The organism is Bacillus cereus group sp. N12 (assembly GCF_016483575.1).
Classification (GTDB): Bacteria; Bacillota; Bacilli; order Bacillales; family Bacillaceae_G; genus Bacillus_A; species Bacillus_A toyonensis.
On record NZ_JAEHBO010000010.1, the window covers coordinates 87,944 to 111,627 of the forward strand.

Here is a 23,684-nt window from a genome sequence, read left to right on the forward strand (position 1 = left end):
TTAATTCACAATCTCAAATATACTTATATAAAATAAATACTACCTCTTTTTATTTCATCCGTAAATTAAAAAAGGATACTTTTAAAAAACAGCATCCTTCTTCTAGTATTCTTATTTAATATTAAATTTACTCCAATTAAAACCTAGCTTTTCCGCATATTCCATTCCTAGTTCCATCCGCGTCGTTTTTAGTGGATCCACAACTTGGCAAACTTTTAAATTACCCACTGCTGATAATAATAGAGTTGCATCTGCTTTAGACATTTCTAATTCCTCATGTAAAAATGTTACCATATTATGTACAGCACGATTCGCTGCATCGTCTAACAATTTCTCTGAAGCAATTGTCATTACTTTTTCTTTTTGGATAGCCATTGGTAGTGGCCATTTCTTTCCTTTTATAATCTGAACTGTTACCGTCACCTCACCAGCAACCTCTACTCCACTAACACCAATTTCACCATCACCCATCGCTGCATGTAAATCGCCTAATGCTAATAGAGCACCAGGAACATTTACAGGTAATAACAATGTTGTCCCTTCTTTTATCTCTTTACAGTCCATATTTCCGCCATGGTCATGCGGTGTTCCACAGGAAATACTCTCCTCTTTCGGCGCAGTACCAATCACACCGATCATTGGATTAATCGGAATTTGCAGTTCATTTGAAAACAAAACATGTTTATTATGTATTGGGAGGATTTTCACTGTATTTTCATTTAGCACTTCACCCATTACACCGAGGTTCGCACCTGTAGTTAAAACACCCTGCTCTGCAATTTTAATCTTTTCAATCGTTACGGCCAATATATCATCCGGTTCTGCACCTGTAATATATACAGGCCCAGTCGCTGGATTAATTCGGTTCCAATCTAATTCTTGGAACACAACATCTTCAGAATCAATTTGGTTTTCAAAGCAATCATATGTTTCAAATACAAGACGGCTCCCAATTTCTACTTCCATACACGGCTTATTTTCTGGTGACATTGCGTAAATAATGTCATCTTTATGAATTCGATACATAATACCTCTCCCCTTTTCTATTTATCTACTATTACTAATTAACTTTTTTTATACAAACTCCTATTAAAATCAAATGTTATTTTTATGTAAAAAAGCACGTAGCTTATTTTATAACATACACTCTTTACTATAACAGAAAGGTGGTATCACTATGCCCCTTATTCCATATAACGAAAGCGATGTTGATTTACTAGCTCGTTTAATTCGTGCTGAAGCTGAAGGAGAAGGCCGACAAGGTGAACAGCTTGTTGGCTGCGTTGTTGTGAATCGTGTATTTTGCGATTGCTTAGATTTCAAACAACTCCGTACCGTTCGTGATGCTGTATATCAAAGCCCCGGTGGATTTGAAGCAGTACAATATGGATATTTTTATCAACGCGCTCGTGAGTCAGAAAAAGAAATTGCAAGAAAGGTTTTACAAGGTGAATGGCGCTGGCCAGCACGATGGGCTCTTTGGTATTTCCGTCCAGTTGGAGCTTGCCCACCTGAATGGTATAATCAGCCGTTTGTAGGGCAATTTAAAAGCCATTGTTTTTATGAGCCAAGTGGTGATGAATGTCCAAAACTGTATACACGGTAGTAAAATTTACAACGCAAGCACTTAGATCTTTGAGTACTTGCGTTGCTTTTAGCTATATATTAGAAATCTAATAAAGTGATGATTTTTTTGATGCCTACCACATGTATTAATAACGGTATACGTGGGCCACTTGATTGATTCATAACGAGCCTATATATAATGGTGAATAATAGCTTTTGATTTCCTTTCATTATTTTTTTATTTTCATGATGACAAATCGTATACAGTTGCTCCATTAAATTAGAATATTCTTTATTAGAACGAAGTGTTTTACAAACTTCTTCCACCCAGTTTTTCTGACTATCTTCTAATGTGTTATAAAACTCCGTATTCTTCTCTTTATTTACCGTAATCAATTTTTCAGATTGAAAATTTCTTATCCAATACTCTGCACGATTACTTATCGCAATCATTTCAGGTAATGCATAACTCCTATCTATTTTCTCTAATATATTTTGTAAAATAGAGGAATCAAAATTTAATAGTGGTAAAGTACTTGCAACTTGATTAAACTTTGGATATTCTTTAAATCGGTTATCAACTCTAGAAAGTTTAATTGCATCAAATAAATCTTCATTTTTTAGTGCTTCATTTTCATAACTATCTTTCAATCGTTCATACTCTGTATAATTTCGGATCACATCTTCATCAAGGCCAATATGAAAAGCTGCGCCTGGCCTATATTTTGCAAACATAAAAAGAATTACTTCTGGTACATACACTTTTAATAAGTCGCTAGGTGTAATGCTATTTCCTGAAGAACTAGACATTTTTTCATGATTACCTTTAAGACCAATGAAATCATAAGCAACGTAATGAGGCGCTTCACGATTGAATATTTCCCTTACAATTTCTTTTGATACATTGTAACTACCTGTTTCCGATGAATGATCTCTTCCGCCTGGTTCAAAAATAACATCCTCTATCATCCATCTCATCGGCCAATCAATTTTCCAATTCAGTTTCATTTTATTTGTATTTACTACCGATAATTCATTTTCATTTCCGCATTCACATGCATACCGTACTGTTTCTAATACTTCATCAAATTGTGTAATCGTTGTTGCATCTTTCCCGCACCTCTCGCAATATAACGTAACTGGATAAAAGTTTTCTCTATCTTCTTCAAAGTGAACTCCTGTTTTAAAACGCATTAAAATATCATATATTTCTTTTCTTTTATGCAAAGCCTCTAATATATTGCCATTATACCTTCCGCTTCTATATTCAGCATGTTGATATATGAATTCCACTTCAATCCCAAATGCTTGAAGCGATTTCTCAAACTCTTTTTCAAAATGCTCTGCATATGAGTTATGACACCCATGCGGATCAGGGATATCACAGTACGGCATACCAATGTATCTTGCAAAAGATGGATCAATATTTTTAGGAACTTTTCTAAACCTGTCATAATCATCCCATGAAAAGATAAAACGAGTCTTTTTCCCTAAATTTTGCAGAGCTCTTACAACAAAATAAGTCGTTACTATTTCACGGAAGTTTCCAATGTGAACAGAACCAGATGGACTAATTCCAGATGCACAAACAAAAGTTTCTTTATTTGGATGTTTTCTAATTAATTCATGTGCTACTTCATACGCCCAATGCATATGTCACTCACCTCAATTATTTTTTGTTTTCACATTTTCAGTTTTATACAACAAAAAAACTCCCACCCCCAAGATTATTCATCTTGAGGACGAGAGTTATTAGCTTCGCGGTACCACCTCAGTTTGTTAATACGTCACCATATTAACCTTTTCAGGTACGGCAAAATATGCTTATACCCTATCTCTATAACGGGAGAACCCGTCGCACCATCCCTAAATAAATTAGTTCCTTGCGCAGCTCCAAGTCTTTTTTCATTAAGATGTATACCGCTCTTTCTCAGCTACCAGAGCTCTCTGTACGTATTCTTTCTTAACTACTCTTCTCTTCCATGCCATTTTAAATGTTGATTTTTACATATGATAATTTATTACACGTTTATTGTCAAATTTTTCTGAACGTTAATACATTACATATAATTATCTAAAAAAATGTTTTATCGCTTCTAATTGAATCTTGTGGCTACATTCATCACAACAATATATCCCTTTCGATTTCTCTTTAAACCGCTTATATTGTTCACTACCTTCATATACTCGGAATATATTTTTACAAGAAAAGCAAACAACCTCATAAAACATCATATGCATTTTCCTCTCTGTGTTTATACACTTTTTTTAATATGAGAAGGTCTGTTTTCTACATTGCAAATCTTAAGATTCTCTCGCTAAAAGGTTTACCTCTATTTTTATCGAATTATATAAATATCTTATAATGCGAGGTGAACATCTTGTTTAGTAATATAGAATTAGTTTTAGATGCTAAAGCAACTTTAGCTGAAGGACCATGTTGGAATGAAAAAAAGCAACTTTTATATTGGGTTGATATTATGGAGAAAACATTATGCATCTATAATCCCACTAACAATACAAACCGGGTAATTGCCCTTAATCAGCAAATCGGCTGTGTTGTTCCATATGTAGAGGATGTAGTACTTTTAGCAATGGAAAACGGATTTTACTCTCTTAACCTGAAAACAGAAAAACTGACACATATTTATGATCCTGAACCACATTTAGTAGAAAATCGTTTTAATGATGGGAAATGTGATCCAGCTGGTCGCTTCTGGGCGGGTACTACTGATTTAAATGGAATAAATGCTGTAGGTTCCTTATATTGTTTATATAATAATTTGAGCGTTGAGAAAAAAGTTTCATATGTAAATACATCAAATGGAATCGCTTGGTCACCTGATCATACATACCTTTATTTTATTGATACACCTACTAAAAAAGTAGTTCGTTTTCATTATGATATACGTACTGGAGAAATTAGTAATCCAACTGATGTTATCCTTTTTCCTGAAAATGATGGTTTACCTGATGGGATGACAATCGATGAAGAAGGTTGCTTATGGATTGCACATTGGGGTGGTTCGAAGATTACTAGATGGAATCCTTTGACTGGAGAACAAATATTAAGTGTTCCAATTCCTGCCTTATATGTAACGTCGTGTACATTTGGAGGCCCTAATTCAACTGACTTATATGTTACGACTGCCAGAACAAGAATGACGGATGAAGAATTAAAAAAGTACCCACATGCTGGTGGTATCTTTCGAATTCAAACGAATATAAAAGGCTGTCCTACCTATTCATTTTGCAGTGAACATATTGGAGCTGAAACAATATGAATCGTATCGATTACATAAGACAAGAAGAAAAGAAATATCATGACCTTTGTTATGAACAATATAAACTATTTGAGACTGGATCTTGGCTTTACAAACCAGTTAAAACAGTTATGGACATGATGGACTATTTCGAAAGACAAAACAACTTGCAAGTACTTGACCTCGGATCTGGCGTTGGAAGAAATAGTATTCCAATTGCACAAAAGATAAAAAATTGTAGCGGCACTGTTACTTGTGTCGATTTACTTCATTCTGCTTTAACAAAGTTACAAGTTTATAGCAAAGTACATGGAGTATTTGGAGTAATAAAAACGGAACAAATAGCAATTGAAAACTACGATATTCCTCCTAACACTTATGACTATATCGTTGCAGTATCAAGTTTAGAGCATGTTAAATCAGAAGAAGATTTAACAAACGTGCTCCATTCTATGAAAAAAGGGACAAAAAACGGCGGTATTAATTGTTTAATTATTAACTCTAACATACAAGAAATTGATTTAAAAACGAATGAAGAATTAGAAGCTTTAATTGAAATTAATCTCCCAACCGAAGAAATGATACGTCTATTAAAAAGTATTTATAAAGGATGGAAAGAAGTAAAAGTTGAAATAAAAGAATTAGCTTTTGATATAGTTCGAAATGAAAGACGCATTCAATTAAAAACAAATGCTATTACTTTTGTCGTTCAGCAATAATCGTATAAAAAGAGAAGAATATTTCTCTCGGACTCATTTTTATTATATTATATTTTATATTTAAATATTTATGAAATAAAACAAAAAAACCATGCTTTGACGTTGTCTATCTAAAGCATGGTTCCTATTCGAGATACTATAAAACTACTCAATTATTAAGAGAATTCATTAACTGGAAGAAATAATCAGATTCATGAGTCTTATGTAAGTTATACCATGAATGAAGTGTATCCGGTGCAAGTACATCCAATTTTTTCAGTACTTCCATTGCGAACTCCAGAGGGGCTACTCCAGATGCAGTAATGAGATTTTGGTCAGATGCTACAGGTCCCATTTCATACAAATTTTCTCCATTATAATTCGGGCAAACCATTTTCATATAATCTAAACTATTACTTGTATGCTTTCTATCATCTAAGAATTCATAATTTGCAAGCCCTACAGTTGCACCACATATTGCAGCAACAATTACGCCCATCTGTAAAGCTTCATCAACTTTTTGCAAAATAGGTTTTTGTATATTTTCACTCCAAGTATTTCCTCCAGGTAAAATTAATAGATCGTTACTCTCAAACACACATTCATCTAGGGAAATATCTGGCTTTATATTCAAGCCTCCCATTGAAATAACCGTTTCTTTATTTACTCCTACTGTAATTACTTTTAAAGGCGCTAAACCTTTTTTGAAATATCTTCCTGTATTCAGTTCAGCAATTAAATGTCCGTACTCCCAATCTGACATCGTATGAAATACATATAAATAAGCTTTTCTTGTTTGCATTCAATAACACTCCGTTCAAGTACTTTATTCTCTATTACAGCACAACTATTAATTTCAACAAGTGCTACATTAAGTTTAACATTATATTCTATATTTATGGTTTAAAATTCCAAATAGAATACCCATAAAAATCTATTATCACATAAATAAAAGAGCACTCGTTTCCGCAAGTGCTCTTTTCGGGGATTTTGAGATATCCTATTAACGAAAGTTAAGGTTACTTAAAGTTAAGAGGTATTTATAATATATGCTCGTCCTCTTTATTGGTTCATATTCAACATATAGAGATTGTTAGTAATGCTTACAATTCTTTATTTATTGTTCTTTCTTACATTTTATCATTAGAAAATTGATTGAAGGCTTATTTTCCATGTTCTTATTTGGTTCGTCAATTTCCGAAACTTGTACTAGTCCATATTCATTAAAATCATGTTTTATAGATTCAGAATCATAGAAGAACATTTTTACACCTTCCATTATCTCAAAATAATCTTGGTCCAACTGTTTCCCTTTTCCGTACATTGGCGCTTTTTTAGAAACAGTTGTAAAAACCATATATCCGCCAGGTTTTAACTGATTATAACAATCTTTAATAAATTTCTCTCTATCCTGCTTATTCAACAAATGAAGAAGTGCATGACTAAATATCCCATCATATAGTTTACTATCAAAAGGCATCTCATTTACCGAACCGTGATATATACTAATATCTTCTAGTCCGTTTTTTTTTGCTAAATCAATGGCTGTTTTTGAAATTTCAATACCTGTTACATTTATCCTATTATCAATAAAAACCTTTGCATTTCTTCCATATCCAATACCCGGAACTAATATATCCTTAACGTTCTTTTCAAGAAAAAAATCTTTCGTCATAATTGCGGATTCTGTAGGTTCAAATCCCCACATCGTTTGTTTTTCAATAAAACTTGATTCCCAAAATTCCATTATGTATCTATCTCCTTATTTTCAATCCATTTTTAGTATCAAAGTAAAGGCAAATTTTTTGTGTTGTTGGTATATAGTTTTTTCTTCTATTCATACGACTTACCTTAGTCATCGTAGCCCCATTGAATATAGCATAATAATAAGCCTATATCTATTATAAAGATTGGTTAAAAATCTCCCCTATTTTATTAATCCTTACGTTTATAGAAAATAAAAAAACAGCCAATATTTTTATTGTAGTATTGGCTGTTTCTCATGAAAAATTATCTTTTTATATTGTACTGATCTAATACTTTTTCTAACATTTCTAAGGTTATTGGTTGTGCTTGTTTTATTAATTGATAGCCAATACGCCCATTCGGTTCCGCTGTAACTTGCTGTAAACGCTTTACATCATGAATCCCTTTTTCTCTTAATTGCATATAAAGTTGTTGTTCTGACATTTTTGCCCGTATCAAATTTGCTTTTAAAATCTTTCCGTTTTCAACAATTACAATGCTACTTCCATTTAGGAATTGCTCCACCTTCCGTGATTTCAATTCAAAGAAATGAATGATAAGTAGTATGCCCGAAAATATGATAGCGGCAAAGATAGATGGAACTACTTTCCTACTTAATACAGGTTCTACAATAATACGTCCAATTGATACAACTATAATTATTTCAGCTCTCGTCATTTGGCTAACAGATGTACTACCTGTCATTTTTAAAACAATAATTCCAGTAAGGGTTAAAATAATACTTTCCCAAATTATATTCATAATAGCCCAATCCTTTAACGGTGAATGTTATTAGCATTCCCATTAAAGGATTATTTTACATACTTATCAAATTTTTAAATCCTTCAGACCATAATGGAAATAAAGGTGTCCACCCATACTCTTTACGTGCCTTATAATTTGAGGCTCCTCTTTCCCAACTATTTTTCCCAGCTTGAGCTTTAGGAGCCGGTGCCCCAATTACAGCTGCGTATATTGGTAACCATTCTTTACTCGTTGCTGGGGAATCATCTACAATATTTACGATTCCTGGAGGCCAATTAAGAGCTAACATAGCTGCTCTAGCGGCATCTTCGACATGTATAAAAGAGCTTATCCCATCTGTTGCAATCATTTCATTATTACGAACTTGATTTGCAATTAAGCCGTTTTCCGCATACCATGTTCCCGGTCCGTATAGTGTACCGTAACGAAGAGTAATCGATTCTGGTAACTCAGAAACAGCTGATTCTAATTTTAATATGCCATTAACAGTGATTTGCCGAGGCATAGGAGCAGTAATATGTAGTGAATCTTTTTCTGTCGCAAATGTATCCCCTGGTTCATACGCCCATGAAATACTTTGAGCGATTATTTTCTTTACCCCTACATTTTTTGTGGCATCGACAAGGTTACGAGTGCCTTTTGTTCTAATTTTTGCATTATCCTCAAAATTCCATGTAGACAATGACGTTAATTGATGTATAACTACATCAGGAGTTGTTTCTTCCAATACAGAAAATACAGCCTGTCGATTAAACACATCGGCTATTACTGGTATAGCACCAATTTTCTTCATTGCTTCTACTTGTAATTCATTACGAATCATTGCAAATACCGTATGCCCCTCTTTTATTAACATAGGTAATAAAGAACGTCCTATAACACCCGTTGCACCTGCTACAAATATTTTCATATATGTTCCTCCTCATTTAGTAATCATAAATGGGACGAAACAGATGTGAGGTTTGTGACAAATATTTTCTCTATTTTTTCGTTATTCATATGAAACATATACTTTTAATGGTTTAATTATCCCTAAACTCAATTCTTCAAAGCATTGTATGAGTGAAGTATACTGTATTTCATGTTGAAAGATTTCTTCTATAAATGGTGTTTTTCTTATTTCTTTAAAAAACCAAGCTGCATGTTTTTGATAATCGTATCCATCACTTGATCCAATGATTTGCAATTCTTTCTGATAAAAGTTGGCGGTTAATGTTAGTTCTTCAATATTACCATCAGAAAGTATACATATTTGTCCATTAGTTTTAAGCGCTTTTTGCAATACATGGAATCCGCTATTTGTAGCAGAACATTCGAAACCATAATCATATGTTTCTATTATCTGTTCTGCTGAATCAAATGTGTTTTTTACACCAAATTTCTTTGCAAATTCTCTTCTAGTCCCATCAGGTTCAACAACATCCACATATTCAACACCTACATTGTTTTTCAAGTAATAACAAGCGAGTAAACCGATAACTCCCAATCCAGTTATAAGTACTTTTTTATTTTTACTTGGATTTAATTTTAATACTCCTTTAGCAGCATCACACGAAAGAATAGATAATAAAGCGACTTTAGGTTGTATAGAACTAGGCACTCGAATTACTTTATGCGCCTTAACTATTCCTATCGTTTCATGTCCATAAAAAGAAACTACTTTATCACCTACTTTTAAATTTGTTACTTTATTCCCAACTCGAATCACTTCACCATAACTTTCATATCCGGTTTTTCTTGGATAAAAAGGATTCGTATCTGTAACATCGGATCCATTATACTGCGGTAACTCTGCCCCAATACTTATTGCTCCCGCGATTGTTTTAACGATAATTTCATCATCTTGTATGGACCTAATTTCATTCGTTTCCCACTCAAGTTGTTTAGGTCCTTTTAAAATTAACTTATATTGTTCCATTTATATCCTCTCTTTTTATAAAAATATATTCAAAATAGCTTTTGAACTATTTATAATCATTAATGTGAATGTTTCATCCAAAATTTAGACTATAAAGTCGGTTAGTAATCAACAGTGATAATATGATAATTGAATTTGATGGATATGGAATTAATGAGTATGTAATTGGACAATACATCTCAATTACGAAATTACAAAGGATGTATTTGAATGTAAAACATGAAGAGATTTCTAATGATGGTTTCATCGATTTTTTTTGTGTTCGACATAATTATGAACGTATTCCCCATTCTTTTTATAAAGACGTTATAAGTCTAGATACCGCCTATATTTATTTACCTAATAGATAAATTATCCTTGCCCATGTTTGTACCGTATATGTTTCTATACATTTCTTTTCAACATCTAATATTAAGATTACTATTCTGATAACATTTTAAGAAGAGTTGTTGTCGCCCAAATGAAATAAGCAAGTTGCGTCATGATATACATCGTAATTTCAAAACCAGTAAGCTTTCTTTCTCTTTTCATTTTCTTTAAATATCTATAAAAACAAAATGAACATAAAAGTAATAAAACAATGGATAATTGATATAAATTTTCCACTAAAAGAACTGCCATTTATTTCATCACCTTTCCAATAGAAAATAGGCTATAGTTCAAGCATATCATAAAAATGGAACTAATTACCACATCACATAAAACAGATATTCCCCAATTAAAACCAGTCACCTTTTTGAATTTCTTCAATACAATGTTATGTAATCAACTACACACGATATAATAGGAGATTACTTTCTTTCACTGCAAATGCTTAGGAGGAAGTTGTACATGCATTTGATTCATAACATAAGTAAAGCGTTTTATAACCTATGTAGCTACGATACGGAGAATTTAATACACGCTATTCAATCATTAAATATTTCACTTCATAAAATATCTCCTTTTATTACCTCACCAGTTAACCACGAATACGGAAGAAACGTTATCTATCAGTCTGAATTTGTGGAGATTTTAGTATTAAATTTTCCCAGCAAAGCAAAAACTTTTGTTCATGATCACGGAATATCTTTAGGTTGTATACTAATAGTCGATGGTACCTTACAAAATATAACGTACGAAAACAATAGCGAGCGGATTGAAGAATTTTCAGAGGGAAATATTTTCACCGTAAAAAAAGATACTGTGCATAAAATGTATAATGCTACAGATTCAACAGCAATAACTTTCCACGTATATTCCCCACCATTAAAAGATGTCCAAATATATGAATAGTCTTTAGGAGGAGGAAATATGCATAATTTGAAGGATTCTTATATAAAGAGCTTACAAGACGGCCGTAATGTTTGGCTCTATGGAAAAAAAGTAGATGTAACTACAGACAAACATTTTGCAGGAACACTAAGTACCATTTCCAATTTATTTTCATTGTTTGATGATCCAATAAGAAGAGATTCTGTTGGATACGTAAGTCCAAAAACGAAAGACTTTGTCCATACAGCATTTTTAGTTCCGAATTCCTATAACGAATTATTAATGAGGAGAAGCGCTTTTGAAACGTGGAGTTATGCTACAGACGGTGTAATGAGTAGATTATCTGATTACGCAAGGTCGAGACTTACTGGCTGGTACGTATCAAGAGATTTTTATAAAAAATTCGATGCGCAGTTTCCAGATAAAATCACATCTTATTATGAAGAAGCGAGAGATAAGCACTTGTTTTTAAGTGTAGTCCAACGTGATCCACAGATAAATCGCTCTACAGAATCGATGTTAAATACAGATGATTTAGGATTACTAAGAGTTACGAAGAAAACTTCTGACGGAATTTATTTAAATGGTGCAAAAATGATAGGAACCGCTTCGCCTTATTCAAATGATTTATTAATCTATCCATTAACAAAGCTGACTGACGCTCAAAAAGATTTAGCTCATTTCCTCATTGTGGCAGCCAATTCCCCTGGATTACATATGGTTTGTAGAGAACCATTTGCGAATACACATTCAAATACAGTTGATTCCCCTATTAGCTCACAGTACGATGAAATGGATGCACTATTAATCTTTGATAATGTATTTGTGCCATGGGAACGTGTCTTACTGTATAACAACCCTGAAGCATTATGGACCTTAAAATCAGATATAGCTTCTAGTAGTTTAGCTTATCACCAAGCAATTGTACGATTAGTAGTAAAGCTGGAATTTATAACGGCAATTGCTTGTGAAATTGTTGAAGCAATCGGTGCTACTACTTATTTGCATGTTCAAGAGAAACTTGGAGAATTAATTATGCAAATTGAAACAATCCGCGCGCTCTTAATTGCCGCAGAAGTTGAAGGTACTATTTACGAAAATCAAACATATTTGCCAAACTTTAAATATATTGAAACGGCAAGAAATCTTGGTTCGAAATATTATCCCCGCGCAATAGAGATTTTGCAGTTAATTGGAGCAGGTGGCTTTATTCAACTACCTTCCAGCATGCAAGATTTCCAAAGTCCGATATCCGATTTGTTGAAAAAACATTTTAAAGGAACAAACATCGATGCCAAACAACGTACAAAACTATTTAAATTAGCATGGGATATCGTCGGAAGCCCGCTAGGATCCAGACACGAATTGTATGAAAGGTTTTATGCAGGAGACCCCATACGGAATACAGCTACCCAATATATAAATTACGATAAAGACCACTTTAAAAAGATGCTAAATAAATATTTATCTTAATGAAAAAGAGCACTCTTTGCTAAGAGCGCTCTTAAAAAGATTATACAGCTGTCTAATTAAAAAATTCCTTTACCACCTTGTTTCGTAACAAGCTCTGCAGTTTCTTCAATCGTTCCAGCTCTCCCCATATACGATAGATTTCCTTCTCTACGTCTTCCTTTTACATATACAGTTGCTCTAGATTCGCCGAGCATCATCGCAATGCCTCTTCCAGCAACTCTTGTCATTCTGGCTATAGCTGCTACTTTTCCTTGTAATGGTCTCATGTACTTCTTCTTACTTTTTATAATTAATTTAAATTATTTCCCACGTACTCTCACCATCATATTTTTTCGTAATAATTTTAATCACATTAATTATCCGCTGTAAAATGATAGTACAGTTATTTAGTTTTAAAACCTAAAATTAAATTACCCCGTTCTAATTTTAAGAAGGGGTTAAAATATAACTAATTACATTTGTTTAGCCTTACAACCTATACCTTGTTTCGCAGAAGCGTGATTCACACTTTCCTGTTCGAAATGAGCACATCTAAATAGTGTTGATTATACATAATACCTAATATGTTTCCGAAGGGATCGACTATGGAAGCGGTGATGAATCCCTCACCGCGCTCTGTAGGTGCCTCATACTCTTTCGCACCCATAGATAGCAGCTTATTGAAAGTTTCTGTTACATCATCAACATGCCAGTATACTATAGCACCAGATGGTCCGGTCACTGCATCAGATGGCGCATAACGACTATCGATTAAACCTAGCTCGTGTTGGTAGTCGCCAAGGCGAAATTCGGCATATCCCGGGCGTTCGAAATATGGTTTGCTACCTAATAATTCAGCATACCATTCCTTTGCTGCTTCTAGATTATCTGCCCAAAAACTAACGGTGGTTAATCCTCGTAATGTCTTTGTATCGCTCATAATCGATTCCCTCCATACTGTTGAGTATCACTTCTCAATGCTTAACGAAGTAACATCTTCTGAATTAATTTCGATTTTCTTATTAATATTCCTATCTCTTATTCCAGAAAATGACCCTTTAGTGACATATTACAGCTGAGATTTTTAAGCATCTTCATTGTAGGAGTTTCTGATGTCATTTGAAATTCAACAATTTGATAGTAACTTCACAACAATACATACAAGATGATTATTTTCCCTCTCACAATAAACCTCCTTATTCGTATTATTCTTTTTTAAATTGAAAATCTAGACGTGCCGATTGGTTTACTTCCTCGATTACTTTGCGAATTCCTTCTTCAATCTTATCTTCTTTTACATTCGATACGTTTAACTTTAACAATCTCTCTTTAGGAAAACCTTTGACGTAATTTTTATCAATAGAATCAATATTTATTTGAATGTCACTCAATTTCTCAAAAAACATTTCCGAAATACTTGTTTTATGTATTTCTAAACAAGTATGAATTCCTATCGTACTATGCTTTTTATATGTAAATAAAAGTGGGTTTTCATTTTGCACTTTTTCTAATATTTCTGCTAGTTTTTTTGATCTATCGTAATAGGAAGATTTGATTTTATTTTTATGGCGTTCGAACATGCCACTCTTTATATAAATCTCTAAAGCAGCTTGAGATATCATTGGACTATCGATATCTAAAATCTTTTTATATTTATGAAAAGCATTTGCAATTGCTGATGGAATAACAGCCACACCGACTCGTAAACCAGGAAAAATAATCTTCGAGTAACTTTTCAAATATATGACATGATTACAATTATGTAAGCTATATAACGGATCTGCTTTTGAATCATTTTCTAAATCTGCTAAATAATCATCTTCTACTATAAATACATTATACTTCTTAGCCAATAGCACAATTTTTTCTTTCTCATCTTTAGAATAAGATGTTCCAAGCGGATGATGATATCTCGGTATCGTATAAAAGAATTTTATTTTTTCTGTTCGAAATATACGTTCCAATTCATTTAAGTCGATACCTTCATTCGTACGTTTAATACCGATTACAGGAATTTTATTTATTTCTAGATATTCAATATATAGATGATAAGTTGGCTGTTCAATTAATATCGTTTCATTTTCATTCGGAAATGGTATTGATGTTAATATAGCAAGCGCTTGCTGCACACCTGACGTTATAAAAATATTTTCTTCTTTTGTGAAAACTTGATAGTTTGTCAGTTGTTTTTGAATAACTGGAATTAGAGATGGTAAACCTTTCGGCGTTCCATATACGAACAAGTCATTTTTATATGTATCAATGGCCTTATTAATACAATGTTGAAAATCTAAATATGGAAACACATCTGGATCTGGTGCTGAGGAAGCAAAATCAATTATCTCGTTAGTTTCTATGGTACTCCCGGATTTCTTAACAACGTAGTATCCACTTTGAGGGACGGAATAAATAATATGGCGCTTTTCTAATTCATGAAGCGCGCGTATAACTGTCGCCTTATTACATTCATATTGTGTAACGAGTGACCTTATAGACGGTAATTTCTTTCCTTCTTTTATCTCCCCATTTTGAATCATATTTTCTAAGTCGTTTAAAACATGTAAATACTTATACATTATTACCACCTCAACATTTAATTTGTACCGGTACAGTTTGTATTTGTTCACATTGTAGCACTAGATCAGAAAGATTACTATGTACGTATACTGGCCAGTAAGAAATCAACTACTATGAGGTGAAATTATGAAACATACAACAAAGGCATATTTATCAGCATTACTCTATTCATTTATTATTGGATTCTCCTTTATGTTTGTGAAATTAGCATTAACAGTTACGAGCCCCCTCGATACTCTTGCTCATCGTTTTACAATTGCTTTCGTAGCTGCAAGCATTCCCGTTATTTTCGGTTTTGTAAAGTTAAATATATCATTTAAAAACATACTTGACCTTTTACCAATTGCAATATTTTATCCAGCACTATTTTTTGCTTTCCAAGCGTTTGGCTTAGTGTATACAAGTTCATCTGAAGCTGGAATTATCCAAGCGGCAATTCCTATATTTACGATGATATTAGCTTCCTATTTTTTAAAAGAATATACGAATATATGGCAAAAAACCTCTGTTCTCGTTTCTGTCATCGGTGTTATTTATATATTTATCATGAATGGTTTAGGGGCACATGAAACTAGTCTCATCGGTGTTATTCTTATTCTGTTATCGGCATTATCATCTGCTTGCTATAATGTGTTAGCTCGAAAAATGACAAAGAATTTCAGGCTAATGGATCTAACTTACACAATGACAGCGATTGGTTTTATTAGTTTTAATGTAATTGCTATCACTAGCCATATAAACAAAGGTACATTAACTATATTCTTTAAGCCATTTATGAATGGAACATTTCTTATTTCCATTTTATATTTAGGATTACTATCTTCTTTACTGACCGCATTGTTATTAAACTATTCATTATCTTATATTGAAGCAGCAAAAATAAGTGTCTTCAGCAATTTATCTACACTTATTACCATTATCGCAGGCGTTGCATTCTTACATGAACAAATCGCATACTACCATATCATCGGCACAATTCTAATCGTTCTTGGAGTAGTGGGCACAAACTTTTTAGGAAAAAAAGGGATTGCAATAAAGAAAAAGAATACTTCCATAAGTAAATAAAAAGCGAGGGATATATAATGCAGCGTGTAAATACGATTGATATTAGTAATATACTTGAATTGGAACAAGCTCTTTCGACTTTAATAAATAAAAATATTTCTTCAAAACTAGACCTTGAACACTGGTTAAAAGAACAATCTACTTTAATTTGGGAAATCGAAGAACAATTACGATTACACTATATCGCCTTTCAAAGTAATACAGATAATAAAGAAATAAAAGATACTTTTGAACATGATCAACAATTTGTAAAGCCACTTTTAAAACGTTATCAAAATTTATTTAATAATAAATACTTACAGTCACCATTTCGAATGGAATTAGATTCTAAAGTATATGGTTTATTAGATGTAAAAATAAAAAATGCTCAAACTTTATTTTGCGAGGAAAATATCGAATTAGAAATTAAAGAAGACCAATTAGTAACAGCGTACTTTGAAATTACAGGAGGACTAAGTGGAAATTGGGACGGCGAAGAAAAAACGATAACGGAATTACAATCCTATTTACAAAATCCGAATCGTGAGATCCGTAAAAAAGCAAAAATGATTATTTCTGAACAATTTTTATCTGTTGAAAAAGAACTCCAAAGCATCTTAAATACATTAATTAACATTCGCCACCAAAAGGCAAAAAACATTCAAGTCGAGAATTATCGTGATTATATGTTTAAAAAATATGAGCGTTTTGATTATACAGCAGCAGATTGCTATGAACTAGCCAAATCAATACGAGAGTATGTTGTACCACTTAAAGATAAAATATTACAAGAGAAAAAAGAGAAACTAAAAGTAGATACGCTTCGCCCATGGGATGTAACAGCTGTAGCCCCTGATCAAAAAGTGCTTAAACCAATTGTAAATGAAAAAGATTTAATTGAAAAATGCACTTACATCTTCAATCAACTAGATGTTGAATTTTCAGCGTTATTAAACCGAATGTATAATCATGATTGCTTAGATTTAGGAAGTCGTAAAGGAAAAGCAGCTGGTGGTTTTTGTGAGTACTTACCTGCTTCTCAATTATCTTTTATTTTTATGAATCTAAACTATACACAAGATGATATTATTACTTTCATACATGAAATGGGTCATAGCATTCATAACGAGTGCGTAAAACCATTAGAATTACGACAGTATATAGAAATTCCTGCTGAAACGGCTGAACTAGCTAGTATGACAATGGAAGTATTCACAATAGACCATTGGGATACTTTCTATACAGACAAAGAAGATTTAAAACAAGCAAAAATAAACTACTTTAAAGATGTTATTTCATATTTACCAAGTATGCTTATCGTAGATCAGTTCCAACACTGGTTGTATGAAAACCCTAATCATACTGCTGAGGAAAGAAATGAAAAATACTTACAACTTCAAAAAGTTTATCAGTCTAGCGTCATACATATCGATGGTTACGAAAACTGGATAGCAACGAGTTGGTTGCCAGTACTTCATATTTTTGAAGTACCATTCTATTATATCGAATATGCAATCGCACAACTTGGCGCACTGCAAATGTATAAACAATATAAAGAAGATCCTAAACAAGCACTAAATAATTATAGAAAGGCATTATCACTAGGAAGCTCAAAATCTATAAAAGAAGTGTATGAAGCAGCTGGTATTCGTTTTGATTTCTCTGGTGAAACTATTAAAGAATTAATGACATTTGTAGAAGCAGAGTTAGATTCACTTGAACGTATATAAGAAGAAAGCTGCACCTATATTTTAGGTGCAGCTTTCTTCTTTATTTTATTAATAAGTTTTATGTACTGAGAATCTCCATATCCGATTGCGTGAAAAAGATGGAACAACTGTATTAATAATTCTTGGTTTGATAATTCTTTATTTTTGTAGATAAATTTTGTTACAGCATTATCTTCTTTTAACATTTCTAAATATAACTTTATAGCCTGATACATCACTGGGAGTAAATCCACAGATGGTTTTCTATGGTTTACCAATACCTCTTTGTATACAGAACAATAGTTACCTAACTTAAGTTCAGTTTGACTGACTTTGAATTCATCTTCCCTAAAGCTATTTAAAATCACTCTACCCTCATAGCCTGACTGCTCAAGATAAGAAAGTATTGTTACTAGGTTCATTTGGCAAAACATATCTTCACCAAACCATAAAACAATACATTCATAATTATTCTTAAAAAACTTTTCTAATGGATCTATAACCTTTTTTATATAATTCTCTACTGAACTATTATGCCCCCTTGCTCTTACTTCAATGAATTCTTCATCGAAAACTTGTGTACTAGTAGCATTTACACACATTGCTTCATTAAATGGGGCATAATCAGACTCTCCCATTAATTTTTCGTTTTTAAATTCTTCATACATAAATTGGCCATTTAATATATTTAGTACGTCTTTATCGAACAGTTCACATTTCCTATTTCGTAACTGCTCAACCTCTATTTTTCTAGAAATATTCATTTTAAACTCCTCTTCTTTATTTATATTGAGTTTAACAAATGATTGAACTGGCATCTTGCTAAGTTGGAAATCTTTTGGGGTTATACCAAAAACAGTTTTAAAAGCTCTACCATAAGCCTCTTGCGAAGAGTAATCGTAATCCATTGCGATATCTATTATCTTTCTACCTTTCGTCAAGTCCTCCGTAGATAAATACAATCTTCTAAGAAGAACATAACGCCTAATGCTGACACCTGTTGCTTGATGAAATTTGAAAGAACAATAATAAGAGGAATATCCCATGTAATGCGATAATTTTTCCAATGAGAATGCCTTCCTCAAATTCTTCTCAATCCAATCAATCATTTGCTGTATATACTCATTCATTTACTTCACTCCTCACTAAAAATTATAAGAGGGATACGTTTCTTTCTTTTGATGTTTCTTGTGGTTTATAACACGAACCATTCTCTAAAATCCTTAAATACTTTGTTTTATATTTTTTCAGCTATCTTATTTTGTCATATATTCTATTCACTTTTCAATTTAACTTTAATCATTGTGGAGTGTTCCTACCCTACTAATTATTAACACGCAAATTGCAGGATATATCTTTTTAAAGGATTTCATAAAATAAAACACGAATTTTGTAAATTAAGGAACTTTTAGTTTTTAGGTTGAAAAAATTTAAATATAGAGAGGAATTCAAAATGAAGGAATTAGAAAAAGAAATACTCACATTAGTAAACGGACGTTATCCATTACATTTTATTAACATTAAACCTATAACAAACGAAATGTATCAATGTAATACAGTACAAGGGAATTACTTCATTAGAATCACAAACTATAAAACATATGAAGAACAGTTAGAAGAAGTTAAATATACAAACTTTTTATATCAAACTGGATTAGGTGTTCCACCAATCATACCTTCTTTACAGGGGAATTTAGTAGAAAATTTAACATTAGACAAGGAGGTATTTGCTGTAGTTTATAAAGCTGCTCCTGGCATTCACTTACCAAGAAGTGAATGGAATCCCGATGTATTTAAACAATTGGGTCAAGAAATTGGCAAATTACATCTGATATCTAAAGACTTTGAAAGTATTGAACGAGTTAAACATATTAACGCTTGGTATGAAAATGAAGAATATAATTTCCTTAAATATATCCCTAAAGAAGAGACTATTATTAGAGAAATTGCATGCGATGTTTTATCTTCCATTAAAAACCTTCCAAAAACATCTACGAACTACGGCCTGATCCATGGAGATTTATGGTTAGAAAACATTTTAGTTGATAGCGATTCAAACTTATCCATGATTGATTTTCAAGACTGTGAAAAACACTTTTACATATTCGATTTAGCAGTTCCAATTTATAGTGCAATAGAATATTCATTTGCTGGAAATGGAAATATTGTTGACTATGAGAATTCTATTACAAAAGCGATACTTGACGGGTATCAAGAAAAAAGAGAACTACCTAAAGAAATGATAGACAAGCTTCCGTTGTTTATCAAATTAAAAGAGATATTTGAATATAGTTTAATGCACATGTATTGGAATAAAGAAGAATTAACTGAGAATCAAGTACGGATAATGAATCTTTATAGAATGAAACTTGAAAATAAAGATTCATTAATCAAAATGTAAAGCAAATGTGGTTTAGCTACAATAGTTAAACCACATCCTATATAAGGATAATTACTTACTGGATTTTATTTATTTTTTAATTATACATACTGATCTAACACTCCATTTAAATAAACTGCGTTATGCGGAGATATCTTCTCAGCAAATCTAGCTGTAATAATAATCGGAGCCCATTGAAAAATCTCATCTCTTGATAAGCCAGTATTTCTACAATACATATGTAAATACATTTCAGCTAATTCTACTGAGGCCTGAGCGTACAATAAGTATGTACGAAATACATCTGCACGGATATCACCTGAACTTGCATCTATCCAGTCTATAATTTTTACGTTATCGTTACTCAAAATCAGATTAAACGGATGAAAATCTCCATGACATAGCCTAGAATCAAATACAATTGAATCTAATTTTTGTAAAATATTTTTCTTTTTGTTTTCATCCAATTTATGAACAGATTTAATTTGACACTCTAACCTTTCTCTCATTGGTTCCATTTCATCTATATTCACACGTATAGAATGAATCTTTTTTTGTTCATTAACACAAATATTGATGTAATGTTCTGCCTTATTTAGATTATTAAGCAAGAGTTCGCCAATATTTTCTCCTTTTACATATTCCATAATAATTGCCTGTCTATTTTGTATCTTTGTCACTTCAAATACGTTCGGAACTGGTAGTCCACATGAATAAGCATATTTTTGTTTTTTTGCTTCATTTGTAGACTCTGTGTTTGGAAGGTATTCCTCAAATAATTTAATAACTTTATTTTCATGAAGATATATCTTCGCTGTATTTCCTTTGGCTATCAGCTCACCTAAATTCAAGTCTTCTCCTCCTTAAACTATATAGTATTATTACTACACCTTTATTTTAAATTCACTGTAATGTTAGGGAATCCTTCTACTCATATAAATCCTGTCATTATAAAACCTTTGAAATAATAAATGAAAAATACGTATTAAAAATAGCCTTATAATTATTTTCTGCATAATTATAGGGCTACTTTAATGATGTTCATAATTTTTTGTTTCGTTTGACTTAAATAATTGTTATTTTTAGTAGATATTAAAATACCAATCGGAATGTTAGAATTAAAACCCTTAATCTTAAAAGATAGTACTTCTTCATTCAAAATTGTACCTTTGGGTATAATTCCTATAGCATTCTCAAAGAGCATTTGTGGAATAAGGTTCAAAGCACTACAATTGTATACTCTCTTAAAAGACAAATTATTTTCCGTTAATAAAGAACTTACAGATTGATATGAAAAACAACTATTTTCACCTACAATTATGGGGTAATCTATAATATCAAATATTTCAACAAAATCTTTTTGTAGTAAAGGATGATTCGGATGGTTTACTATAAATTCAATTTGTTCATCACTTATTGGAGTGAATTTTATATTCGAACTATTATTATGTCCACACACCGCAAAATCGACCTTATTTTGTTTAATCATCTCTGCTAAAAGTGCAGTATTTCCCACTACAAAATCACAATGTATATATGGTTTTTCATCGTTTAAAAACTTTAATATTATTGGAATTAACCTTTTAGCAAAAGATTCTAATAGACCAATTCTTAAACTCCCTCTCTCTTCATTACTAATACGTTGTGCTTGAGATTTGGAATACTCCCAATGTGTTAATAAGTTTTCTACTTCCTCTGCAAAGAGTTTTCCCTCTTCTGTTAATCTCGCATCCCATCCTCTTTCAAATAATAGAAAACCTATTTCATTCTCTAGCTTTTTTATATGTGCTGTTACAGTTGATTGGGCATAGTTTAATTGTTTAGCAGCTTGTGAAAACGTTCCTTCTTCAATAATTTTTTTAAATGTAATTAATTCTTTTATTTCCATTTGACACACCATCTTTATCGATTTTATTGATAATAAGTTAATATATTTTCAATTATACAAATGAAATGATTGGAAGTAAAATGAATTCAAAAGAAAGGAAGTGCTCTAATATGCCATTTGTTACTGTTTATCATCCTGAAGAATTATCCGATAATAAGTTATTAAAAAATGTAAGTATCAAAATTCATCATTCATTAATGGAACATTTTAGTATCCCCGAAAACGATTATTTCCAAATGTTTTTACCTTATCCATCTCATCAGCTGTTTTATGATTCTTCTTATCTATTAGAGGGTTCAACAAAACGATCTAATAATATGATTTATGTTACAATTACGTGTGGACCAGGAAGAACAATGAATCAAAAAAAGGGGTTGTATAATGCTATAGCAACTACCACAGCTACTATATTACACATCTCTAGTGCTGATGTTTTCATTACTTTACATGAGACATCAATTGAGAACTGGTCATTTGGTCAAGGAATAGCTCAAATGTTACATCAACATAATAACTAGATTTTATATTCTTTAAAACAATATAAACTTACCTCTCTCTAAAACTAAATAGAAAGTGGTAAGTTTAATTTACTAGCAATATCAGAACGGAACTCTGGTGTATACAAGACAGTAAACGTATATCCCTGCTCAATAAATAATACTTTATTATGTTTACATTCATATGGAACACTATTTTTCTTCAAATTATTTTGTATTCGTTGTAAAAATGCTTGATCTGGTGTTCCGAAAGAAACGTGTACTTTTGGTGGTAAAGCTTTCATATCAATTGGAATCCAAGCTCGTTGCCACCAAGTTGCGACAATGTATGCAGTTCCACCTATAACAAAATTGAAAATGTCCCCATCTTCCATCGTTTTCATATTTAGATTTGATTTCAACCACTCCGTAAATACAGGTACACTTTTAACAGGAAGACCAATTTCCCTTACGTATAAAACGTTTAACAGTGAATGTGAAACTAATACCTCTTCATTAATATAACTATGTGCGATAATTTCAAGAAGATTTCCATCACCGTCTTTAAAGTATAAATTGAATCGACCGCTCTCCTCGTCAATTGTATGACCATCTTTCCATTTCACAATGAGTAAACCAGATTCTTCAAGCCAGTTTGCTGTTTCTTGAAATTTCGAATATGGAATCTCAAAAGCGAGATGCGCAGGTACAATTGGTTCATACACTTCCTGAAAACTAATTGTTGTGTATGGCGTTACTTCAAATTGAATAAATGATACTGTTTCTTTTTTTATCGGAAAAGATAATATATCTCTGTATACTTGTTTTACTCCTTCTATAGAAACAGTTTGTAGTTTAATATCTGAAATGTGTGTAATCATTATAATAAACCTCCAAATTGATTATTTCTATTAGTATTGTATTTCAAAAACTAACAGGAAAAATCCA

25 protein-coding genes, 1 pseudogene and 1 other annotated feature are annotated in these 23,684 nt (G+C 32.1%); of the genes and pseudogenes, 10 read left to right on the forward strand and 16 right to left on the reverse strand.

The genetic code is table 11. From position 1 onward, the window contains the following. Positions 1 to 111: 111 nt before the first annotated feature. A complete protein-coding gene (locus JDS92_RS08190; RefSeq protein WP_098911679.1) occupies positions 112 to 1,026 on the reverse strand; it encodes an acetamidase/formamidase family protein in 915 nt (304 codons plus the stop codon). A gap of 151 nt (positions 1,027 to 1,177) precedes the next feature. Between JDS92_RS08190 and JDS92_RS08195 the strand changes: the two genes are divergently transcribed. After that, positions 1,178 to 1,606, forward strand: coding sequence for a cell wall hydrolase (locus tag JDS92_RS08195; RefSeq protein WP_001128414.1), 429 nt, complete (start codon positions 1,178 to 1,180; stop codon positions 1,604 to 1,606). Positions 1,607 to 1,665: 59 nt separating this feature from the next. On the opposite strand, the gene lysS is transcribed toward JDS92_RS08195, so the two are convergent. Both lysS and JDS92_RS08205 read right to left on the reverse strand, forming a co-directional pair. Further along, positions 1,666 to 3,219: a lysine--tRNA ligase gene (lysS, locus tag JDS92_RS08200; RefSeq protein ID WP_087969211.1), complete on the reverse strand. Its 1,554-nt coding sequence runs from the start codon at positions 3,217 to 3,219 to the stop codon at positions 1,666 to 1,668. An 82-nt stretch (positions 3,220 to 3,301) separates the two neighbouring features. Further along, positions 3,302 to 3,558, reverse strand: a binding site (T-box leader). Positions 3,559 to 3,636: 78 nt separating this feature from the next. Further along, the gene (locus JDS92_RS08205; RefSeq protein ID WP_044810524.1) at positions 3,637 to 3,807 is read right to left on the reverse strand and encodes a DUF2197 domain-containing protein; all 171 of its coding nucleotides are present in this window, start codon (positions 3,805 to 3,807) and stop codon (positions 3,637 to 3,639) included. 140 nt (positions 3,808 to 3,947) lie between these two features. On the opposite strand from JDS92_RS08205, the gene JDS92_RS08210 reads away from it, so the two are divergent. Both JDS92_RS08210 and JDS92_RS08215 read left to right on the forward strand, forming a co-directional pair. Next, on the forward strand, positions 3,948 to 4,850 hold the full coding sequence (locus JDS92_RS08210) for an SMP-30/gluconolactonase/LRE family protein (protein ID WP_199631788.1): 903 nt from the start codon (positions 3,948 to 3,950) through the stop codon (positions 4,848 to 4,850). Beyond that, entirely contained in the window at positions 4,847 to 5,548 is a 702-nt protein-coding gene (locus JDS92_RS08215; RefSeq protein ID WP_097958556.1) for a class I SAM-dependent methyltransferase, read from the forward strand. Before JDS92_RS08210 ends, JDS92_RS08215 begins: the two co-directional genes overlap by 4 nt. Positions 5,549 to 5,696: 148 nt before the next feature. Here JDS92_RS08215 and JDS92_RS08220 read toward each other — a convergent pair whose 3' ends face one another. The 5 genes from JDS92_RS08220 to JDS92_RS08240 all read right to left on the reverse strand — a co-directional run bounded on the left by JDS92_RS08220 (position 5,697) and on the right by JDS92_RS08240 (position 9,956). Beyond that, on the reverse strand, positions 5,697 to 6,329 hold the full coding sequence (locus JDS92_RS08220) for a type 1 glutamine amidotransferase family protein (protein WP_199631789.1): 633 nt from the start codon (positions 6,327 to 6,329) through the stop codon (positions 5,697 to 5,699). A gap of 315 nt (positions 6,330 to 6,644) precedes the next feature. Beyond that, positions 6,645 to 7,274 (reverse strand): class I SAM-dependent methyltransferase, encoded by a 630-nt coding sequence (locus tag JDS92_RS08225; protein WP_199631790.1) that lies wholly within the window; start codon positions 7,272 to 7,274, stop codon positions 6,645 to 6,647. 263 nt (positions 7,275 to 7,537) lie between these two features. Then, a complete protein-coding gene (locus tag JDS92_RS08230) occupies positions 7,538 to 8,035 on the reverse strand; it encodes a DUF421 domain-containing protein (RefSeq protein ID WP_097958554.1) in 498 nt (165 codons plus the stop codon). Positions 8,036 to 8,090: 55 nt separating this feature from the next. Beyond that, positions 8,091 to 8,948 (reverse strand): NAD-dependent epimerase/dehydratase family protein, encoded by an 858-nt coding sequence (locus tag JDS92_RS08235; RefSeq protein WP_199631791.1) that lies wholly within the window; start codon positions 8,946 to 8,948, stop codon positions 8,091 to 8,093. An 81-nt stretch (positions 8,949 to 9,029) separates the two neighbouring features. Further along, complete coding sequence (locus tag JDS92_RS08240) at positions 9,030 to 9,956, reverse strand: zinc-dependent alcohol dehydrogenase (RefSeq protein ID WP_097958552.1); 927 nt, start codon at positions 9,954 to 9,956, stop codon at positions 9,030 to 9,032. Between the two features lie 122 nt (positions 9,957 to 10,078). Here JDS92_RS08240 and JDS92_RS30825 point away from each other — a divergent pair, with 122 nt between their 5' ends. Then, positions 10,079 to 10,306 (forward strand): hypothetical protein, encoded by a 228-nt coding sequence (locus tag JDS92_RS30825; protein ID WP_097958551.1) that lies wholly within the window; start codon positions 10,079 to 10,081, stop codon positions 10,304 to 10,306. A gap of 70 nt (positions 10,307 to 10,376) precedes the next feature. Here JDS92_RS30825 and JDS92_RS08245 read toward each other — a convergent pair whose 3' ends face one another. Continuing rightward, a complete protein-coding gene (locus JDS92_RS08245; protein ID WP_000279693.1) occupies positions 10,377 to 10,577 on the reverse strand; it encodes a hypothetical protein in 201 nt (66 codons plus the stop codon). A 210-nt stretch (positions 10,578 to 10,787) separates the two neighbouring features. Here JDS92_RS08245 and JDS92_RS08250 point away from each other — a divergent pair, with 210 nt between their 5' ends. Further along, positions 10,788 to 11,231 carry a cysteine dioxygenase gene (locus JDS92_RS08250; protein ID WP_097958550.1) on the forward strand — a complete coding sequence of 148 codons (444 nt, stop codon included), beginning with the start codon at positions 10,788 to 10,790 and terminating at the stop codon, positions 11,229 to 11,231. Positions 11,232 to 11,249: 18 nt separating this feature from the next. Then, a complete protein-coding gene (locus JDS92_RS08255; protein WP_199631792.1) occupies positions 11,250 to 12,683 on the forward strand; it encodes a 4-hydroxyphenylacetate 3-hydroxylase family protein in 1,434 nt (477 codons plus the stop codon). Positions 12,684 to 12,745: 62 nt separating this feature from the next. Here the strand turns inward: JDS92_RS08255 and JDS92_RS08260 are convergent. The 3 genes and pseudogenes from JDS92_RS08260 to JDS92_RS08270 form a co-directional block, all read right to left on the reverse strand. After that, positions 12,746 to 12,949, reverse strand: a pseudogene (locus tag JDS92_RS08260) (hypothetical protein); the annotation flags it as partial. 236 nt (positions 12,950 to 13,185) lie between these two features. Continuing rightward, on the reverse strand, positions 13,186 to 13,602 hold the full coding sequence (locus JDS92_RS08265; RefSeq protein ID WP_001285473.1) for a VOC family protein: 417 nt from the start codon (positions 13,600 to 13,602) through the stop codon (positions 13,186 to 13,188). Positions 13,603 to 13,867: 265 nt separating this feature from the next. Continuing rightward, positions 13,868 to 15,238 (reverse strand): aminotransferase-like domain-containing protein, encoded by a 1,371-nt coding sequence (locus tag JDS92_RS08270; protein WP_097958545.1) that lies wholly within the window; start codon positions 15,236 to 15,238, stop codon positions 13,868 to 13,870. A gap of 127 nt (positions 15,239 to 15,365) precedes the next feature. Between JDS92_RS08270 and JDS92_RS08275 the strand changes: the two genes are divergently transcribed. Continuing rightward, positions 15,366 to 16,304 carry a DMT family transporter gene (locus tag JDS92_RS08275; protein ID WP_097958543.1) on the forward strand — a complete coding sequence of 313 codons (939 nt, stop codon included), beginning with the start codon at positions 15,366 to 15,368 and terminating at the stop codon, positions 16,302 to 16,304. Positions 16,305 to 16,321: 17 nt separating this feature from the next. Further along, positions 16,322 to 18,013, forward strand: a complete 1,692-nt coding sequence (locus JDS92_RS08280) for a M3 family oligoendopeptidase (RefSeq protein ID WP_199631794.1) — start codon at positions 16,322 to 16,324, stop codon at positions 18,011 to 18,013. 14 nt (positions 18,014 to 18,027) lie between these two features. Here the strand turns inward: JDS92_RS08280 and JDS92_RS08285 are convergent, their stop codons facing one another. After that, positions 18,028 to 19,122, reverse strand: coding sequence for a helix-turn-helix domain-containing protein (locus tag JDS92_RS08285; RefSeq protein WP_199631795.1), 1,095 nt, complete (start codon positions 19,120 to 19,122; stop codon positions 18,028 to 18,030). 323 nt (positions 19,123 to 19,445) lie between these two features. On the opposite strand from JDS92_RS08285, the gene JDS92_RS08290 reads away from it, so the two are divergent. After that, positions 19,446 to 20,393: a phosphotransferase enzyme family protein gene (locus tag JDS92_RS08290; protein ID WP_199631796.1), complete on the forward strand. Its 948-nt coding sequence runs from the start codon at positions 19,446 to 19,448 to the stop codon at positions 20,391 to 20,393. An 80-nt stretch (positions 20,394 to 20,473) separates the two neighbouring features. On the opposite strand, the gene JDS92_RS08295 is transcribed toward JDS92_RS08290, so the two are convergent. Continuing rightward, positions 20,474 to 21,223 (reverse strand): aminoglycoside phosphotransferase family protein, encoded by a 750-nt coding sequence (locus tag JDS92_RS08295; RefSeq protein ID WP_001048443.1) that lies wholly within the window; start codon positions 21,221 to 21,223, stop codon positions 20,474 to 20,476. Between the two features lie 167 nt (positions 21,224 to 21,390). Then, positions 21,391 to 22,260: a LysR family transcriptional regulator gene (locus tag JDS92_RS08300; protein WP_199631797.1), complete on the reverse strand. Its 870-nt coding sequence runs from the start codon at positions 22,258 to 22,260 to the stop codon at positions 21,391 to 21,393. 110 nt (positions 22,261 to 22,370) lie between these two features. On the opposite strand from JDS92_RS08300, the gene JDS92_RS08305 reads away from it, so the two are divergent. Further along, positions 22,371 to 22,778, forward strand: coding sequence for a tautomerase family protein (locus tag JDS92_RS08305; RefSeq protein ID WP_199631798.1), 408 nt, complete (start codon positions 22,371 to 22,373; stop codon positions 22,776 to 22,778). Between the two features lie 44 nt (positions 22,779 to 22,822). On the opposite strand, the gene JDS92_RS08310 is transcribed toward JDS92_RS08305, so the two are convergent. Beyond that, positions 22,823 to 23,617 carry a VOC family protein gene (locus tag JDS92_RS08310; protein WP_199631799.1) on the reverse strand — a complete coding sequence of 265 codons (795 nt, stop codon included), beginning with the start codon at positions 23,615 to 23,617 and terminating at the stop codon, positions 22,823 to 22,825. Positions 23,618 to 23,684 lie beyond the last annotated feature (67 nt).

Coding starts and splice junctions, on each gene's coding strand:
- JDS92_RS08190 (WP_098911679.1), bottom strand. CDS start 1,026: ATGTATCGAATTCATAAAGATGACATTATTTACGCAATGTCACCAGAA.
- JDS92_RS08195 (WP_001128414.1), top strand. CDS start 1,178: ATGCCCCTTATTCCATATAACGAAAGCGATGTTGATTTACTAGCTCGT.
- lysS (WP_087969211.1), bottom strand. CDS start 3,219: ATGCATTGGGCGTATGAAGTAGCACATGAATTAATTAGAAAACATCCA.
- JDS92_RS08205 (WP_044810524.1), bottom strand. CDS start 3,807: ATGCATATGATGTTTTATGAGGTTGTTTGCTTTTCTTGTAAAAATATA.
- JDS92_RS08215 (WP_097958556.1), top strand. CDS start 4,847: ATGAATCGTATCGATTACATAAGACAAGAAGAAAAGAAATATCATGAC.
- JDS92_RS08220 (WP_199631789.1), bottom strand. CDS start 6,329: ATGCAAACAAGAAAAGCTTATTTATATGTATTTCATACGATGTCAGAT.
- JDS92_RS08225 (WP_199631790.1), bottom strand. CDS start 7,274: ATGGAATTTTGGGAATCAAGTTTTATTGAAAAACAAACGATGTGGGGA.
- JDS92_RS08230 (WP_097958554.1), bottom strand. CDS start 8,035: ATGAATATAATTTGGGAAAGTATTATTTTAACCCTTACTGGAATTATT.
- JDS92_RS08235 (WP_199631791.1), bottom strand. CDS start 8,948: ATGAAAATATTTGTAGCAGGTGCAACGGGTGTTATAGGACGTTCTTTA.
- JDS92_RS08240 (WP_097958552.1), bottom strand. CDS start 9,956: ATGGAACAATATAAGTTAATTTTAAAAGGACCTAAACAACTTGAGTGG.
- JDS92_RS30825 (WP_097958551.1), top strand. CDS start 10,079: ATGATAATTGAATTTGATGGATATGGAATTAATGAGTATGTAATTGGA.
- JDS92_RS08245 (WP_000279693.1), bottom strand. CDS start 10,577: ATGGCAGTTCTTTTAGTGGAAAATTTATATCAATTATCCATTGTTTTA.
- JDS92_RS08250 (WP_097958550.1), top strand. CDS start 10,788: ATGCATTTGATTCATAACATAAGTAAAGCGTTTTATAACCTATGTAGC.
- JDS92_RS08255 (WP_199631792.1), top strand. CDS start 11,250: ATGCATAATTTGAAGGATTCTTATATAAAGAGCTTACAAGACGGCCGT.
- JDS92_RS08265 (WP_001285473.1), bottom strand. CDS start 13,602: ATGAGCGATACAAAGACATTACGAGGATTAACCACCGTTAGTTTTTGG.
- JDS92_RS08270 (WP_097958545.1), bottom strand. CDS start 15,238: ATGTATAAGTATTTACATGTTTTAAACGACTTAGAAAATATGATTCAA.
- JDS92_RS08275 (WP_097958543.1), top strand. CDS start 15,366: ATGAAACATACAACAAAGGCATATTTATCAGCATTACTCTATTCATTT.
- JDS92_RS08280 (WP_199631794.1), top strand. CDS start 16,322: ATGCAGCGTGTAAATACGATTGATATTAGTAATATACTTGAATTGGAA.
- JDS92_RS08285 (WP_199631795.1), bottom strand. CDS start 19,122: ATGAATGAGTATATACAGCAAATGATTGATTGGATTGAGAAGAATTTG.
- JDS92_RS08290 (WP_199631796.1), top strand. CDS start 19,446: ATGAAGGAATTAGAAAAAGAAATACTCACATTAGTAAACGGACGTTAT.
- JDS92_RS08300 (WP_199631797.1), bottom strand. CDS start 22,260: ATGGAAATAAAAGAATTAATTACATTTAAAAAAATTATTGAAGAAGGA.
- JDS92_RS08305 (WP_199631798.1), top strand. CDS start 22,371: ATGCCATTTGTTACTGTTTATCATCCTGAAGAATTATCCGATAATAAG.
- JDS92_RS08310 (WP_199631799.1), bottom strand. CDS start 23,617: ATGATTACACACATTTCAGATATTAAACTACAAACTGTTTCTATAGAA.